Annotated in this window: 15 protein-coding genes; 9 read left to right on the top strand and 6 right to left on the bottom strand. The window is 66.4% G+C overall.

Going from position 1 to position 16,043, the window contains the following annotated elements; genetic code table 11:
* The first annotated feature begins 15 nt into the window (after positions 1-15).
* The 5 genes from ACCQ10_RS04550 (at position 16) to ACCQ10_RS04530 (ending at position 4,269) form a co-directional block, all read left to right on the top strand.
* Complete coding sequence (locus ACCQ10_RS04550; RefSeq protein ID WP_372362363.1) at positions 16-933, top strand: TauD/TfdA dioxygenase family protein; 918 nt, start codon at positions 16-18, stop codon at positions 931-933.
* A gap of 40 nt (positions 934-973) precedes the next feature.
* Complete coding sequence (locus ACCQ10_RS04545; protein WP_372362362.1) at positions 974-2,020, top strand: ABC transporter substrate-binding protein; 1,047 nt, start codon at positions 974-976, stop codon at positions 2,018-2,020.
* A 3-nt stretch (positions 2,021-2,023) separates the two neighbouring features.
* Positions 2,024-2,857: an ABC transporter ATP-binding protein gene (locus ACCQ10_RS04540; RefSeq protein ID WP_372362361.1), complete on the top strand. Its 834-nt coding sequence runs from the start codon at positions 2,024-2,026 to the stop codon at positions 2,855-2,857.
* On the top strand, positions 2,854-3,738 hold the full coding sequence (locus ACCQ10_RS04535; protein ID WP_372362360.1) for an ABC transporter permease: 885 nt from the start codon (positions 2,854-2,856) through the stop codon (positions 3,736-3,738). The genes ACCQ10_RS04540 and ACCQ10_RS04535 overlap by 4 nt, the downstream gene beginning before the upstream one ends.
* Before the next feature lie 177 nt (positions 3,739-3,915).
* Positions 3,916-4,269, top strand: coding sequence for a DMT family protein (locus tag ACCQ10_RS04530; protein WP_039408585.1), 354 nt, complete (start codon positions 3,916-3,918; stop codon positions 4,267-4,269).
* Positions 4,270-4,411: 142 nt separating this feature from the next.
* On the opposite strand, the gene ACCQ10_RS04525 is transcribed toward ACCQ10_RS04530, so the two are convergent.
* The 5 genes from ACCQ10_RS04525 to ACCQ10_RS04505 form a co-directional block, all read right to left on the bottom strand.
* On the bottom strand, positions 4,412-5,341 hold the full coding sequence (locus ACCQ10_RS04525) for a DUF6607 family protein (protein WP_372362359.1): 930 nt from the start codon (positions 5,339-5,341) through the stop codon (positions 4,412-4,414).
* A 29-nt stretch (positions 5,342-5,370) separates the two neighbouring features.
* Positions 5,371-6,003, bottom strand: coding sequence for a ChuX/HutX family heme-like substrate-binding protein (locus ACCQ10_RS04520; protein ID WP_372362358.1), 633 nt, complete (start codon positions 6,001-6,003; stop codon positions 5,371-5,373).
* A gap of 5 nt (positions 6,004-6,008) precedes the next feature.
* Positions 6,009-8,240, bottom strand: coding sequence for a TonB-dependent hemoglobin/transferrin/lactoferrin family receptor (locus tag ACCQ10_RS04515; RefSeq protein ID WP_372362357.1), 2,232 nt, complete (start codon positions 8,238-8,240; stop codon positions 6,009-6,011).
* Positions 8,241-8,508: 268 nt separating this feature from the next.
* Complete coding sequence (gene hemP / locus ACCQ10_RS04510) at positions 8,509-8,748, bottom strand: hemin uptake protein HemP (protein ID WP_024938306.1); 240 nt, start codon at positions 8,746-8,748, stop codon at positions 8,509-8,511.
* A 101-nt stretch (positions 8,749-8,849) separates the two neighbouring features.
* Positions 8,850-9,833, bottom strand: a complete 984-nt coding sequence (locus ACCQ10_RS04505) for a potassium channel beta subunit family protein (RefSeq protein ID WP_372363057.1) — start codon at positions 9,831-9,833, stop codon at positions 8,850-8,852.
* Positions 9,834-9,987: 154 nt separating this feature from the next.
* On the opposite strand from ACCQ10_RS04505, the gene ACCQ10_RS04500 reads away from it, so the two are divergent.
* From ACCQ10_RS04500 to ACCQ10_RS04485, 4 genes are all read left to right on the top strand, one after another.
* A complete protein-coding gene (locus ACCQ10_RS04500) occupies positions 9,988-11,286 on the top strand; it encodes a NupC/NupG family nucleoside CNT transporter (RefSeq protein WP_039408521.1) in 1,299 nt (432 codons plus the stop codon).
* Positions 11,287-11,366: 80 nt separating this feature from the next.
* On the top strand, positions 11,367-12,323 hold the full coding sequence (locus tag ACCQ10_RS04495; protein WP_039565492.1) for a ribokinase: 957 nt from the start codon (positions 11,367-11,369) through the stop codon (positions 12,321-12,323).
* Positions 12,324-12,948: 625 nt separating this feature from the next.
* On the top strand, positions 12,949-13,947 hold the full coding sequence (gene dusB / locus ACCQ10_RS04490; RefSeq protein WP_372362356.1) for a tRNA dihydrouridine synthase DusB: 999 nt from the start codon (positions 12,949-12,951) through the stop codon (positions 13,945-13,947).
* Between the two features lie 28 nt (positions 13,948-13,975).
* The gene (locus ACCQ10_RS04485; RefSeq protein ID WP_039408509.1) at positions 13,976-14,803 is read left to right on the top strand and encodes a class I SAM-dependent methyltransferase; all 828 of its coding nucleotides are present in this window, start codon (positions 13,976-13,978) and stop codon (positions 14,801-14,803) included.
* On the opposite strand, the gene ACCQ10_RS04480 is transcribed toward ACCQ10_RS04485, so the two are convergent.
* Positions 14,797-15,897 (bottom strand): metal-dependent hydrolase, encoded by a 1,101-nt coding sequence (locus ACCQ10_RS04480; RefSeq protein WP_372362355.1) that lies wholly within the window; start codon positions 15,895-15,897, stop codon positions 14,797-14,799. The genes ACCQ10_RS04485 and ACCQ10_RS04480 overlap by 7 nt on opposite strands.
* Positions 15,898-16,043: the final 146 nt, after the last annotated feature.

Raw genomic sequence — 16,043 nt, 5'->3', positions numbered from 1 at the left:
CGAGGTGCCAAGGTCATGGCCAGCAGTCGTTCCGCCGCGCGTGTGCAACCGCCGCGCGCTGATGCCACCACCGCGGCTGCGTCAGGCGTGCGGATCGTGCCGTTCGATGCGCCACTGGGCGCAGAGGTGATCGGGCTGGATCTGTCGCAACCGCTGGACGCGGCTACGTTCGCGCGCATCCATCGGGCGCATCTGGATCACCACGTGCTAGTGTTCCGCGATCAGCGCATCACACCGGCGCAGCAGGTGGATTTCAGCCGTCGCTTCGGTCCGTTGCAGATCCATGTGCTGCGCAATTTCCAGCTGCGCGGGCACCCGGAAGTGCTGGTGGTGTCCAACATCAAGGAAAACGGCGAGCCGATCGGCCTGGGCGATGCCGGGCATTACTGGCACTCGGATCTGTCCTACAAGGAGACTCCGAGCCTGGGCTCGCTGCTGCACGCGCAGGAGCTGCCAAGCGAGGGTGGCGATACCCTCTTCGCCAACCAGCACCTGGCGTGGCAAACGCTGCCCGACGCGCTCAAGCGCACGGTGCAGGACCTGCGCGCCGAACATAGTTATCTGGCCAAATACGAAGAGCTGCGCGCGCGCAATCCGTGGCGGCCGGCACTGACGCCCGAGCAAATTGCCGAAGTGACGCCCGTGCAGCACCCGGTGGTGCGCACGCATCCGGAAACCGGCCAGAAAGCGTTGTTCGTCAGCGAGCATTTCACCACCCGCATCGTCGGCCTGCCCGAGGACGAAAGCCGGGCGCTGTTGCAGACCTTGTTTGCGCACAGCACGCGCGCGGCGCTGGTGTACCGGCATCGCTGGCAGCCGCATGACATGGTGTTCTGGGACAACCGCTCGGTCATGCATCTGGCCGCCGGTACGCCCGATCACCTGCGTCGCCGTCTCAACCGCACCACCATCGAAGGCGATGCGCCGTTCTGAGCGCGCGCCTGCCCTCTCCCCTCATCGACCGGAGCGCCGCATGCGTTTGACTGTCACTTCTCACGCACCTTCGCAGCGCCGACGCTTTTTGCGGCCCATCGCGCTGCTGTTTCTGGCCGCCTTGCCGCTGCTGCACAGCCCGCAGGCGCAGGCCGAAGGCAAGCTGCGCATCGCCAAGCAGTTCGGCATCGTCTATCTGCTGCTGGATGTGGCGCAGGACCAGAAGTTGATCGAGCAGCAGGGCAAGTCCGCCGGTGTCGAGATCGACGTGCAGTTTCTGCAGCTCTCCGGTGGCGCAGCGGTCAACGATGCGTTGCTCACCGGGTCGATCGATATCGCCGGTGCCGGCGTGGGACCGTTGTTCACCATCTGGGACCGCACGCGCGGCCGGCAGAATGTGCGTGGGGTGGCCTCGCTGGGCAATTTTCCGTACTACCTGATCAGCAATAGCCCGCGCATCAGGAGCATCGGTGATTTCACCCCGCAGGACCGCATTGCGGTGCCTGCCACCGGCGTGTCGGTGCAGTCGCGTTTTCTGCAGCATGCCTCGCAACAGCGCTGGGGCGACAAGGGCACCCATCAGCTCGATCCGCTGCAGGTGGCGTTGCCGCACCCGGATGCGGCGGCGGCGATCATCCGTGGCCGCACCGAAATCACCGCGCATTTCGCCAGCCCGCCGTTCCAGGAGCAGGAGCTGGCGCGCAACCCGGCCGCGCATATCGTGACCAGTTCCTACGACATCGAGGGCGGCCCCTCGTCGGCGACGGTGCTGTACGCCACCGAAAAATTCCGCCGCGACAATCCCAAGACCTATCGCGCCTTCGTCGCCGCACTGGACCAGGCAGCCAAGTTCGTCACCGCGCATCCGGATCAGGCGGCGGATATCTTCCTGCGCCGCAATGGCTCGGGGATCGACCGCGCGCTGGTGCTGCAGATCCTCAAGGACCCCGAGGTGCAGTTCACCGTGGCACCGCAGAACACGTTGAAGCTGGGCAAGTTCATGCAGCACAGCGGGGCGATCAAGCAGGCACCGGCCAAGGTCAGCGACTATTTCTTCGACGACCCGCTGGTTGCGGGCGGGAGCTGAGCGATGAGCACGCCCTTGCTGCAGGTCGATCATGTCAGCCTGGAATACGCGTCCGCCCAGCGGGTGGTGCGCGCCACCCATCGGGTGCGCTTCGATGTGCATGAAGCCGACCGTTTCGTGCTGCTGGGGCCATCGGGGTGCGGCAAATCCACCCTGCTCAAGGCGGTGGCCGGCTTCGTCGGCCCGCGCGAGGGGCAGATCCGTCTGGACGGACAGGCGGTAACCGGACCGGGGCCGGATCGGGTGGTGGTGTTCCAGGAGTTCGATCAGCTGGCGCCCTGGAAGACCGTGCGCGACAACGTGATCTTCGGCCTGCGGGCGGCGCGCACGCTGTCGCGCGCCGAAGCACGCGAACGGGCGGACGAGAGTCTGGCCCAGGTCGGGCTGAGCGCGTTTGCCGAGGCCTACCCGCATACCTTGTCCGGCGGCATGAAGCAGCGCGTCGCCATTGCGCGCGCGCTGGCGATGCGCCCGCGCGTGTTGCTGATGGACGAGCCCTTCGCGGCACTGGATGCGCTGACGCGTTCGCGCATGCAGGAGCAGGTGCTGGAGCTCTGGGAACAATCGCGCTTCACGCTGTTGTTCGTCACTCATTCCATCGAAGAGGCGTTGGTGGTCGGCAACCGTGTGCTGCTGCTGTCGCCGCACCCCGGCCAGGTGCGCGCCGAGCTCAACGCGCATGCCTTCGGGCCACATAGCGCCGGTAGCGTGGCGTTTCAGCAGACCGCGCAACGGATTCACCGGCTGCTGTTCGATCTGCCCGACGACACCCTGGACAACGACAAGGTGGCGCCATTGCGTCGCACTGCCCCACTGCAGCGTGAGGCGCTGCCATGAGCCGCTCGCCCGCCACCACGTTGCCGCCGATTCCACCGGTGCGCGCGGAATACGAATTGACGCTGCAGCCACTGGACCCAGCCCTGTTGACCGCCGCTACGCCGATCCGATGGCAGGCGCCGGCCTGGCTGCGCAAGGCCGTGGTGCTACTGGTCCTTGGAGCGGTCTGGGAGGTCGCCGCGCGCGTGGTCGGCGACGATCTGATGCTGCCGAGCGCAGTGCAGACTGCCCGCGCGTTCTACGACGGCCTGCTGTCGGGTGAACTGCTGCGCCGGGTGGGCGCTTCGCTGCGGGTGCTGGCGCAGGGGTATCTGCTCGGCGTGGTGTCGGCATTCCTGCTGACCGCCGTGGCCGCCTCCACCCGCTGGGGCCGCGACGTGCTCGGCACACTCACCGCCATGTTCAACCCGCTGCCGGCCATCGCGCTGTTGCCGCTGGCCCTGCTGTGGTTCGGGCTGGGCACCGGCAGCCTGGTGTTCGTGCTGGTGCACTCGGTGCTGTGGCCGCTGGCGCTGACTACCTACGCCGGTTTTCAGGCGGTGCCCGACACGCTGCGCATGGCCGGCCGCAACTACGGCTTGCGTGGGCCGCGCTATGTGGCGCAGCTGCTGATTCCGGCGGCGCTGCCGGCGATCCTGTCCGGCCTGAAGATCGGCTGGGCGTTCGCCTGGCGCACCTTGATCGCCGCCGAGCTGGTGTTCGGCGCCACCTCCGGTCAGGGCGGGCTGGGCTGGTACATCTTCCAGAACCGCAACGAGCTTTACACCGACAAGGTGTTTGCCGGCCTGGCCATGGTGATCGTGCTGGGCCTGCTGGTGGAGGGCGTGGTGTTCCAGGCGATCGAGCGGCTCACCGTGCGACGCTGGGGCATGCAACGCTAGCGGCTCTGTCCCGGCGGCGGCGATGCGCAGCCGGGGTTGATGCCTGACTGGGCTGCATGCAGCCATGTCGGGCTGTCCCTGAGCAGCCTCAGCCTGCCTGCCGGGCTCATCGGAACGGTCGCGTGCGCTTAACGGGTCTGGCTTATGCTGCCGGCCCCGTCGCTGCCGTCTGCCGTCATGCCCACCGCGTCGTTCACTGCCTACCTGTATCCGGTCCTGTTGCTGCTCGCCAGCAATGTATTCATGACCTTCGCCTGGTACGGGCATCTGAAGTACAAGAGCACCCCGCTGATGATCGCGATCCTGGTCAGCTGGGGCATTGCGTTCTTCGAATACTGCCTGCAGGTGCCGGGCAACCGGTTGGGCAGCGCGGTGTATTCGGCGCCGCAGCTCAAGGGCATGCAGGAAGTGATCACGCTGCTGGTGTTTGCCGGGTTCTCGACGTTCTACCTGGGCCAGTCGCTGAAATGGAATCATTGGGCCGCATTCGGGCTGATCCTGGTGGCGGCGTTTTTGATGTTCAAGGAGTAATGGCCCTTTGAGCAACCAGCCCCCGCCTCGCCCGTAGGAGCGCACCAGGGCGCGATCTCGCAGCCGCGTCCCAGGGCGCGGCGCGATGGGCGTGTCGGGAATGCCACGTCGCGCCGTGGTGCGCTCCTACAACCTGGGCTGGCTAGTTCGCCGCTTCCACCCATTGCGCGAACACTGCATCGATCTGCGCGTCCTTGATCCGCTTGCCCGCTTGCACAGCTTCGGCCTGCTCGAACATCGGCATGATCATCGCCATGCCATCGGGCTTGGTCTTCAGGTGCAGGCCCGGCGGTGTGTCCAGAAATCTGGCCCAGCGTGCACGCACCTTGGCCCAGTAATCCTGCGTGCCCTTCCAGTAGGCATAGGCCGGAGCGAAATCGACCTCGGTGGTCTTGCGGTAGTCGTTGAAGCCGAACTCGCGTGCGATCGCTTCCTGGCTGCCGTCGGGCTTGCGCAGCACCTTGGTGTTGAACTGTTCGTGCGTCCAGCCATTGGGCGTGAGGGTATGCCGGTTGATCACCGACAGCGCGTTGTAGTCGCTGCGCTTGGTGTACTCGCGGCGCGGCAACGGGCGCCAGCTCAAGTCACTGGTCCAGGTCGGGTGGCCATCGGCGTAGTCCCAGCGGCCGGTACCGCAATAGCGTGGCGCATCGCTGACCTCGAACACACATTGGGTCCACGCACCGGTGGTCGTGGCGGCCGGCACCGCACGTACCTGCCAGGTCTGGTCCGCACTGAACTCGAACCGCTGCGGCGCCTGATAGACCCAGTCCTGCCGCCAGTGCTTGGTCACGTGCTTGGTCTTCTCGTCCACCAGCAGGTGCTGCAACACGATCTTGCGCGGGCTGTCCTCGACCACGATGACCACCTCGCTTGCACCGCTGCGCATCGCCGAGGCGCGCTCGTAGCCGGGCTTGAGCAACACGGTTTCGTCAAAGGCGAAATCCACCGCGTACTCGCCCTGCATCGCCAGGATGCTCTGGCGATCGCGCTCGGCATCTGTCGCTGCAGTGGCGACCACGGGTAACAGGCTCAGGGTCAGGGCAAGACAAGGGGGGACGAATCGACTCATCGGAGCTCTCGGTGGTGAAGACGAAGATGTCAGCGGCGCAGGCGCAGCAGCGCAGCGGTCATGGCGGTGGAATCGGCCCCGCGCGCGTCGGCCTGCGCCGCGCGCGACGAGGCAGCGCGCGCGCAGCAGCAATCGTCCACGGCCACGCGACCGTCGATGCCTTCTTCCCGCGCAAGCCGTGCGGCGACCTCCGCCCCCAACGCCGACACGGTCGCAAGGCTCGCCGCCAGGGGTTGCGCGCGCCCGCCGGCCGGGTGCAACCGCAGCGCGCTCAACCGCCAGCTCTCGCCGCGCATGCGTCCGGCCAGCCGCCGCCACAGGCGCTCGCCCACGCCCAGGCCCTGGGTGTCGTCCGGTACGGGCGGCAAGCGCGAAACCAGCCGGTCCCAACTCAGGAAGTCGCTGTCCGGCAACAGGTACAACCGCCAGCAGCAGTGACCGTCGGCATCGAAGAACCACACGCTCTCGCGCACGCCCTCGCTATCGACCTGTCGCAAGGCGGCCGCATCGACCGCGTGCTGCCAGCCATCGAGTTCATTGCCCAGCGCAGGGCGGTACAGGCACAGCACCGTGCCCAACGCCGACAACTGCGGCGGACGCGGCAGCGCCGTAGCGGTAGCGCGTGCATGCGACGACACAAGCGGTGTGCGGGCGATGGGCATGGCCGCTACCAGCTCACGGCCAGGCTGACCGCGGCGGTACGCCCGGCGCCGGTGAAGCGGTCCACCACCGTGCTGCCGGCCAGCGTGCCGTTGGGCAGTGCATTCCAGTCCACATAGCGGCGGTCGGCCAGATTGAAGAGGCCGGCGGTGAGCCTGGCGCCGGGTGCGAACTCCCAGTGCCCCATCAGGTCCAGCGTGGCGTAGCCGGCCGGGGTGTAATAGCTGGCCAACTGCGGGCGCCGCTTGCGCGCGACGAAGCTGCCGATCAGCTCGGCGCCCCAGCTGTCGCAGTCGAAGGCCACGCCGAGCGTGCCGCGCAGCGGGTCTACCGAGTTGAGCGGCGTGTTGTCGGTCAGGTTGTCGCCTTCCGAATAGGCAACCGCGCTGTTCAACGACCAGCCCTGCCAGCCGGCCAGCACCCCGAGATCCAGGCCGCCGCGTGCCTCTGCGCCCTTGATCACCACATCGTCCACGTTGCGCGACTGGAACACCATGAAACCGTCGGCGTTGACCCCGGCTGGCGCATTGGACTCGATGAAATCGCGGTAATCGGTGTAGTACACCGCCAGGCCGAGATAACCGAGCGCGTCGTTGAAGCGCAGCCCCAGTTCGCCACCGCGACTGGTTTCCGCTTTCAGGTCGGGGTTGGCGATGGCGGTATAGCGCCCCTGCAGATTGGTGAAGCCAATATTGACGTCGTTGTACGGCGGCGCGCGGAAGCCATGCGCGTAGTTGGCGTACGCCGACCATGCGTCGGAGAACCGCCACACCGCACCGAACTTGGGCGAGACCTGGGTTTGGTCGATGGTCGCGGCGGCAACGCCGGGATTGTCCTCGCGGAAGATGTCGTCCACCTGCGGCGACAGCCGGAAATAGTCCACGCGCACGCCCGGCGTCAGCGACAGGCGGCCATCGATCAGGCCGATTTCGTCCTGCGCATACAACCCGAGCTTGGTGGTTTCGCTGGTCGGGAAATCGCGTACCGGAAACACGTCCTGGCCGACCCGATTGGTGACTGCCCCATTGGCGAGGTTGACCGAATAGCCATCGCGCTTGGCACGCGTGTCGGTCCAGGTGCCGTCCAGGCCATAGGTGATTTCGTGGCGAAGCGTGCCGGTGTCGATGGCTTTGTGGGCGTTGACCAGCAGGCCGTAAACACGCTGATCGAAGGTGTGTTCGTTATGGCGACGGGTGTTGTTGCCGCGTAACTCGTTGGTGCGCTGCAGGCTCTCGCTGTCCTGGCGATACATCTGCCACTGCAGATCGTCGGCCAGTGCGGAATCCAGCGCATCGATCTCGTGCCGCAGCGACACCCGCGCACGGGTCTGATGGTCGCGCCCCTCCTGCGACAGGATGCGCAACGATGCGCTTGGCGAGCGCGTGTCGATGCTGCTGAGCGCATCGATGCTGCCGTAGTCTTCGTTGCCTTCGACCGTGAGTTTGAAACGCTGTCGTGCGCTTGGCGCATACACCAGCTTGGTCAGCACGCTGCGTCCGTCGACCTGCTGCGGGTTGGCCGCAGTGCGGGTGAAATCGCGGCTGCGGATGTCGCCCTGGTTTTGCGCCTCCTGGCCCTGACGGTGCGCAACGGCCACCATCCCGCTCCAGCGCTCGCCGCCGAAAGCGCCGGTGGCGCCGGCAAACAGCCCGTTCCAGTCGCCTTCGTAGCCGAACTTTAGGCCGACGTAGCTGGACGTATCGTCGCTCAGATAATCGGATGGATCCTTGGTGACGAAGGCCACCACGCCGCCCAGCGCATCGGACCCGTACAAGGCGCTGGCCGGCCCGCGCACCACTTCCACGCGCTTGAGCGTTTCCAGATCGACAAAGTTACGGTTGGCATTGAGATAGCTGCCAAACGCGAAGGTGTCCGATACCGGCACGTTGTCGACCAGGATCGCCACGCGGTTACCGTCCAGGCCACGAACGCGGATGCCGCTGGCACCGGTGAAACGGCCGCTGTTGGTGGTGACCGACACACCGGGCGTATAGCGAAACAAGTCCTTGAGTTCGCGCACCAGTTGGTTGTCCAGCTGCTCGCGGTCGATCACGTCCACCGTGCCCGGCACGTCGACCAACGCCCGTTGGGTGCGCGTGGCCGTGACCTGCAGGCGGTCGAAATCGTGCACTTCACGCGCCGACTCGCCGGCAGCATCTGCGTCGGCAGCATGGGCACACAACGGAACTGCAGGCAGCGCAAGCGACAGCGCGGCCACCAGCGGATGCAGGCGGATCATTCAAGAACCTTTGTGGGAGACCCCGGACCTTGCGCGCGGCGATACGCCGCATGCGGCAACCGAGGGAGAACGGAATGGCGGACGGCGGCGGCAGCGCCCGCAGCGGTGATGCTGCACCCGTCAGCGGGTGCGTTGGTGCAAATCGATAGCAGTGAAGCGCTGCTGTTGCAGCGGTGCCCTGGACACTAGCCCGAGGGCGCGCCTGTCCTGCCTTCAGCGTCGTCCGGCCGCGCCCGCGTGGTGGGCGCAGCCGGGCGCGCTGCCAGGGTTACTTGGTGAGAATGAGCTTGTCGTTGCTGGTGTGGCGCAGGCGATACACACGGTCGCCATGCTGGATCAGCACTTCGCGGCGGCCCTTGAGCAGCGCCTCGCTGCTGATGAGGTCTTCGGCAGGCACGGCACGCGGCGCGGCGCGGTCGCGCAGGTTGACCGGTTCGGAGCGGAGCAGCACGGGATGAGCGGTCATGATCTGGATCTCCAGTCGGTTGGCCAGACAAATAATAACCATTCTCATTTAATGATCAAGAGCCATTCCCATCTGAATGGCTGGATCTTTACATCAACTCATAGTTCTCAATTGACCGGATCAATCGATAGTGGTGCCATGCGTCAAAGTGTGACTGCCTCCACCCGCTCCCATCCGGCTGCATCCATCTGCGCGAGCGTCTCCAGGGCGCCGAGGTTTTCTTCCAGCTGCGCGACCCGGCTGGCACCGAGGATGACGCTGGACACGTGCGGGTTGCGCAGGCACCAGGCGATGGCCAGCTGAGCGGGCGCGTGGCCCAGTTCGGCGGCCAGCGCGCAGAACGCGCGTGCGCGCTCGACACGGCGCGACTCCGCTGCCCCCAACACCTCTGCCTGCAACCAGGCGTTGCCGGGCTGGCCCAGACGACTGTCCGCGCCCACGCCTTGGTTGTATTTGCCGGTGAGCAGGCCCGAGGCCAGCGGCGACCAGATGGTGGTGCCCAGTCCGCGCCCGCACAGCGGCGCGTACTCGTGTTCCAGCCGCTGGCGATGCAGCAGGTTGTACTGCGGCTGTTCCATCGCCGGCGCATGCAGGTGCTCCTGCTCGGCGATGGCGATGGCCGCGTGCACCTGGTCGGCACTCCACTCGGAGGTACCCCAATACAGCACCTTTCCCTGGCGGATCAGCGCGTCCATGGCGCGCACGGTTTCCTGGACCGGCGTGTCCGGGTCGGGCCGGTGGCAGAAATACAGATCCAGATAGTCCACGCGCAGGCGCTTGAGCGCGGCGTGGCAGGCATCGGTGACGTGCTTGCGCGACAGCCCGCGCTGGGTCGGGCGCGGGCTGTCCACCGCACCGAAGAACACCTTGCTCGACACGCAGTAGCCGTCGCGCGGCAGGCGCAGATCGGCGATCACATCGCCCATCACCTCTTCGGCGCGGCCGCGTGCATAGACCTCGGCGTTGTCGAAGAAATTGATGCCGTTGTCCCAGGCCGCAGCGATCAGGTTGCGCGCTTCGCCGCGCCCGATCTGCTTGCCGAAGGTGACCCAGGCCCCGAACGACAACGCCGACAGCTGCAGCCCGGTGGAACCCAGACGACGGTAAAGCATGGCGAACTCCTGCAACCTCCGGGGCACCTGCCCCGGACCGGCTTGCGCAGTTTACCGGGCCGGGGCTGTGCGCAAGCCTGTGACGGCCGTCTGAATGCCGCTCGCCTTGCCCGCCGACACCCCCTGCTCTAGGCTTCTCGTTTTGCCGTCAGCAGCCCCGGGGATTGGAATGGTCGAAGGTTTGGGAAGGATCGGTTTCGGCCTGTTCGGTCTGGCGGTGCTCATCGGCATCACCTGGCTGTTTTCGAGCAACCGCCGCGCGATCGACTGGAAGCTGGTCGGCACCGGCCTGCTGCTGCAGATCTCGTTCGCCTCGCTGGTGCTGCTGGTGCCGGGCGGACGCGATGTGTTCGATTCGCTGGGCAAGGGCTTTGTGAAGGTGCTGAGCTTCGTCAATGAAGGCTCCACCTTCATTTTCGGCAGCCTGATGAACATCGAAAGCTACGGCTTCATCTTCGCGTTCCAGGTGCTGCCCACCATCATCTTCTTCTCTGCGCTGATGGGCGTGCTCTACCACCTGGGCGTGATGCAGGTAGTGGTGCGGGCGATGGCATGGGCAATCACCAAGGTGATGCGCGTGTCCGGCGCGGAAACCACCAGCGTGTGCGCCAGCGTGTTCATCGGCCAGACCGAAGCTCCGCTAACGGTGCGCCCTTACATCCCCAAGATGACCCAGTCCGAACTGCTGACGATGATGATCGGCGGCATGGCGCATATCGCCGGCGGCGTACTGGCCGCCTACGTCGGCATGCTCGGCGGCAGCGACCCCGCGCAGCAGGCGTTCTATGCCAAGCATCTGCTTGCAGCCAGCATCATGGCCGCACCCGCCACCCTGGTGGTGGCCAAGCTGCTGGTGCCGGAAACCGGCACCCCGCTGACCCGCGGCACGGTCAAGATGGAAGTGGAAAAGACCACCAGCAACATCATCGACGCGGCGGCGGCCGGAGCCGGAGACGGCCTGCGCCTGGCGCTGAACATCGGTGCGATGCTGTTGGCCTTCATCGCGCTGATCGCCTTGATCAACGCACCGCTGACCTGGCTGGGCGAGGTCACCGGCGCGGCTGCCGCGCTGGGCCGGCCGACCAACCTGTCGACGATCTTCGGTTATGTGCTGGCGCCGGTTGCCTGGGTGATCGGCACGCCCTGGGCGGACGCGACCACGGTCGGTTCGTTGATCGGCCAGAAGGTGGTGATCAACGAGTTCGTCGCCTACACCGAGTTGTCGCAGATCGTGAAGGGCCAGGTGGCCGGCGTGAGCCTGAGCGAAGAAGGCCGCCTGATTGCCACGTATGCCCTGTGCGGTTTTGCCAACTTCAGCTCGATCGCGATCCAGATCGGCGGCATTGGCGGGCTGGCGCCGGAACGTCGTCACGATCTGGCCAAATTCGGCCTGCGTGCGGTGCTCGGCGGTTCGATCGCCACCTTCATGACCGCTACCATTGCCGGGGTGCTCTCGCACTTCGGTTGAGGCGGCGCGGGTTCATCGGCGTCACGGTCTAATCGCCGCACGCCACGTTTCATTCAAGTCATTCAAGCAAGCAGGTATTTATGAGTTCGGTCGTCGTTGTCGGGTCTTTCAATGTCGATCACGTGTGGCGCTGCGACGTGTTGCCGGCGCCGGGTGCCACCATCGCCGGCCGCTACAGCACCGGGCCCGGTGGCAAGGGGTTCAACCAGGCGGTCGCGGCCGCACGTGCCGGTGCCAGGACGCATTTCCTGTGCGCGCTGGGCGACGATGCAGGCGGCGCGCTGGCGCGCTCGCTGGCCGCACACGACGGCTTTGCGCTGATCGCCGAGCCCAGCAACGAGCCCACCGGCACCGGTGGTATCTATGTGGATGGTCACGGCCGCAACACCATCGTGATCGGTGCCGGCGCCAACTCGGTGCTGAGTGCGGCCTTTGTCGACAACCAGCGCGCGCTGGTGGCCTCGGCACGCGTGCTGCTGGCACAGCTGGAATCGCCGGCGGAAACCGTCGAATCGGCACTGGCGCTTGCACGCGAATGCGGCGTGCTGACCGTGCTCAACGCCGCGCCCGCCAATGCGCCGACCTCGATCGGCCTGCTCAAGCTGTCGGACGTGCTGACCCCGAACGAAACCGAATTCGCCGCCCTGCTCGGCCGTCACGTCGGCGAGCGCATCAATGCCGACGATGTCGCGGCGCTGGATGGCAACACGCTGCACTCGCTGTGCCGCAAGTTGCTGCCGGGCGGGACCGTGGTGGTCACGCTGGGCGCGGTGGGCGCCTTCATTTCGCACGCCGACGAACAGCTGCGCGGCGACACTGCCGCGCATTACCGCGTGGGCGCCGAAAGCGCGCAGACGGTGGACACCACCGGTGCCGGCGACGCCTTCAACGGCGCACTGGTCGCCTCGCTGGCGCAGTCGCCGGGGGCAAGCTTCATCACCCACGTGCGCTTTGCCACCCGCTACGCGGCGCGCTCCACCGAGGTGGAAGGCGCGGCGACCTCGATGCCACGGATGCTGCCTGACGTGGCTGTGTAAACCGCACGCGTCAAGCGATCAACAAAGGCGACTGCAGCGATGCGGTCGCCTTCTGCGTTCAGGGGTTTGGTATGAACGTTGAGACTGTTTTGCGCCGGGGACCGCAGGTTGAGACGTGCCTGCCGACGGACGCTGCGAGCTCTGCTGGTGCAGGAACTTCGGTCGCCTTCGTCGGAAAGCGTCGGGTACAGGAATGAGGCGTGATGCTAGGGAATGAGGCGTGATGCAGCGTCGGGCGCCCGTACCCTCATCCGGCGCTGACGCGCCACCTTCTCCCGACGGGAGAAGGAAATAGAAGCTGCTCCCACTCCCAAGTGGAGAAGGAAAGAAGCTGCTCTTCTACCCACGAGGCGGAGAAGGAATAGAAGCCCCTCTCCCCGCGGGAGAGGGGTTGGGGTGAGGGTACGGTCAGCCAACAGGTTCGCCGCCTCGTTCTATCTAGTCGCGCGCCCCGCACAGCATCGTGCAGGACCGAAGGCCGGAAACGCTTTCCCGATTCCCGATTCCCGATTCCCGATTCCCATTCCTGACTCCCCATTCCCCATTCCCCATTCCCCATTCCCCATTCCCCATTCCCCATTCCCGCTTCCCGATTCCCCATTCCCCACCCAGCTACAATGCCCCCATGCAGATCGGCCCCTACTCCATCGCCCCCAAGGTGATTCTCGCGCCCATGGCCGGCGTCACCGACAAGCCATTCCGCTTGCTGTGCAAGCGGCTTGGCGCCGGGCTGGCGGTGTCGGAGATGACCATTTCCGACTCGCGCTTCTGGGGCACGCGCAAATCGCTGCACCGCATGGATCATGCCGGCGAACCGGACCCGATCAGCGTGCAGATCGCCGGCACCGAGCCGCAGCAACTGGCCGAGGCGGCGCGCTACAACGTGGACCACGGTGCGCAGCTGATCGACATCAACATGGGCTGCCCTGCCAAGAAGGTGTGCAATGCCTGGGCCGGCTCGGCATTGATGCGCGATGAGGCGCTCGTAGCGCGCATCCTGCGCGCGGTGGTGCAGGCGGTGGATGTGCCGGTGACCTTGAAGATCCGCACCGGCTGGGATTGCGACCATCGCAACGGCCCCGCCATCGCCCGCATCGCGCAGGACTGTGGCATTGCCGCACTCGCCGTGCATGGGCGTACCCGCGACCAGCATTACACCGGCAGCGCCGAGTACGCGACGATCGCGCAGATCAAGGCAGCGTTGAAGATCCCGGTGATCGCCAACGGTGATATCGATTCGCCGCAGAAGGCCGCGCAGGTGCTGCGCGAGACCGGCGTGGATGCGGTGATGATCGGCCGCGCCGCGCAGGGCCGCCCCTGGATTTTTGGCGAGGTGGCGCACTATCTGGCTACCGGCGAGCTGTTGCCGCCGCCGTCGCTGGCATTCGTGCGCGACACGCTGCTGGGGCATCTGGAGGCCTTGCACGCGTTCTACGGCCAGCCGCAGGGCGTGCGCATCGCCCGCAAGCACCTGGGCTGGTATGCGAAGGATCACCCGCAAAGCGCCGACTTCCGCGCGGTGGTCAATCGCGCCGAGACGCCGGAGGCACAACTGGCGCTGACGCGCGACTACTTCGATGCCTTGATTGCCGGCGTGGCGCCCGAATTGTCGGACGCAACCTGAGTTTTCCTGCATTGCTGGAGCTGCACACATGAGCGCACCGCACGACTCCCCGACCTACCTGCACGGATTTTCGGCCACCGAACAGGCGCGCCTGCTCAAACAGGCCCGGCTGCTGGAAACGACCCTGTTCAACGAGGTCGACTACAGCGGCGCGCGGCGCCTGCTGGAAGTGGGCAGCGGGGTCGGCGCGCAGACCGAGATCCTGCTGCGCCGGTTTCCCGACCTGCACGTCACCGGCGTGGACCTGAGCGAGGCGCAGCTGGGCGCGGCGCGGGCCAATCTTGAACGGTTGGCGTGGTGCCGCGAGCGCTACACGCTGCAGCAGGCCGATGCGGGCGACCTACCATTCGAGGCGCGCCAGTTCGATGCGGCCTTCCTGTGCTGGGTGCTCGAACACGTGCCCTCGCCGGCGCGCGTACTCAACGAAGTGCGCCGCGTGTTGTTGCCCGGCGCGCCGGTCTACGTGACCGAGGTGATGAATGCCTCGTTCCTGCTGCACCCGTACTCGCCCAACCTGTGGCGCTACTGGATGGCGTTCAACGACTTCCAGCACGACCAGGGCGGCGACCCGTTCGTCGGTGCCAAGCTGGGCAACCTGCTGCTGGCCGGCGGCTTCCGCGATGTGCACACGCAGATCAAGACCCTGCATCTGGACAACCGCGAGCCCGGCCGGCGCAAGACCATGATCGGGTTCTGGGAAGAAGTGCTGCTGTCGGCGGCCGATCAGCTGCTGCAGGCCGGCGCCGTCGACGCAGACACCGTGGAGGGCATGCGCGGCGAACTGGCGCAGGTGCAAAGCGACCCGAATGCGGTGTTCTTCTACTCGTTCGTGCAGGCCCGCGCCACGGTCTATTGAGCGTTCGGAACAGGTGCGGCGGCCGGCGTCCCGGCCGTGTCCAGGTCGCCGGTCAACGTCGTGCCGCTTGGCGCCTGCCAGATGCGGCGCCACATCTGCGCCAGCACCGCACCGATCTGGTCGCGGGCCACCGGTGCGCGATACGCCGCCTGCACCTGCCGCGGCACGATCGGCTGCCACTGCCCGTCCTCGCGATGGGCCACGACGAAATTGAAGTTGTAGTCCGGCTCCAGGCCCATGCGCAGATCGCTGAGCATCAGGTCGTCATCGACCAGGCGTGCGCGCATGAAGCCGCGATTGAACCAGGTCAGCCTGCGTACCGAATCGAACCGGGCCACTTCGCCCAGTGCCTGGGTATTGCTGGAGAACCCGCGGAACTGCATCGGGCCGCTGTCGGCCACCAGCGAACGTTCGCCGATCACATAACCGCTGGGCGTCATCGCCACCACGCGCCACAGCAAGGTGTTGAACGGCATGGGCACCGAGAAGCGTGGCGCGTCGGCCAGCCCCATCGCCGCCAGCGCGCGATCGGCCTGCTGGTCGACCAGGTGTTTGGCCATCAGCGACCAGCCCAGGTACGCACTGCTCGCCACCAGCCCGATCACCAGCGCGCGCTGCGCAAGCGGGCGCGCACGCGCGAACCAGGCCACCGCACAGGCCAGCAACAGCCACAGCGTGTACGCCGGGTCGATGATGAAGACGCTCGACCACATGGCCGGGTGCGGCTGCAGCGGCCACCACAGCTGGGTGCCGTAGACGGTAAAGGCATCCAGCAGCGGATGGGTGATCAGCGCCAGCTGGATCGCCCAGAACCAGCGCGTGGGTGCACTGGCCACGCGCCCGTTGCCGTAGCGCCGGAACAGCCACCAGATCAGCCAGCCCACCAACGGCAGCACGAACAACGAATGGCTGGCGCTGCGGTGCACGGTCATCAGAGTGACCGGGTCGTCGGTCAGCGGCAGCAACGCCAGCGAGTCGAGGTCGGGCAAGGTGCCCAGTGCTGCGCCGGCCAACAAGGCAGCGCGCCGCTGTCCGGGCGGCGCGATGGCAGCGGCGATGGCGCCGCCAAGAACGATCTGGGTCAATGAATCCATCGGCCGATGCTAGCAGGCCCGACATGCACGCATGGGAATATCCACCGCCACGTTTCGTCGGCGCGGGGCTGTGGATGCGCCGGCTCCTGCGCCGGACGCGCCGCGCCCACCGACATCGGCTTAACCCCACGGCATCGCGTTCAGGC

It is taken from the genome of Xanthomonas sp. NCPPB 1325 (genome assembly GCF_041477645.2).
Classification (GTDB): domain Bacteria; phylum Pseudomonadota; class Gammaproteobacteria; order Xanthomonadales; family Xanthomonadaceae; genus Xanthomonas; species Xanthomonas cannabis.
This window is presented reverse-complemented; position numbering and strand designations above follow the sequence as displayed.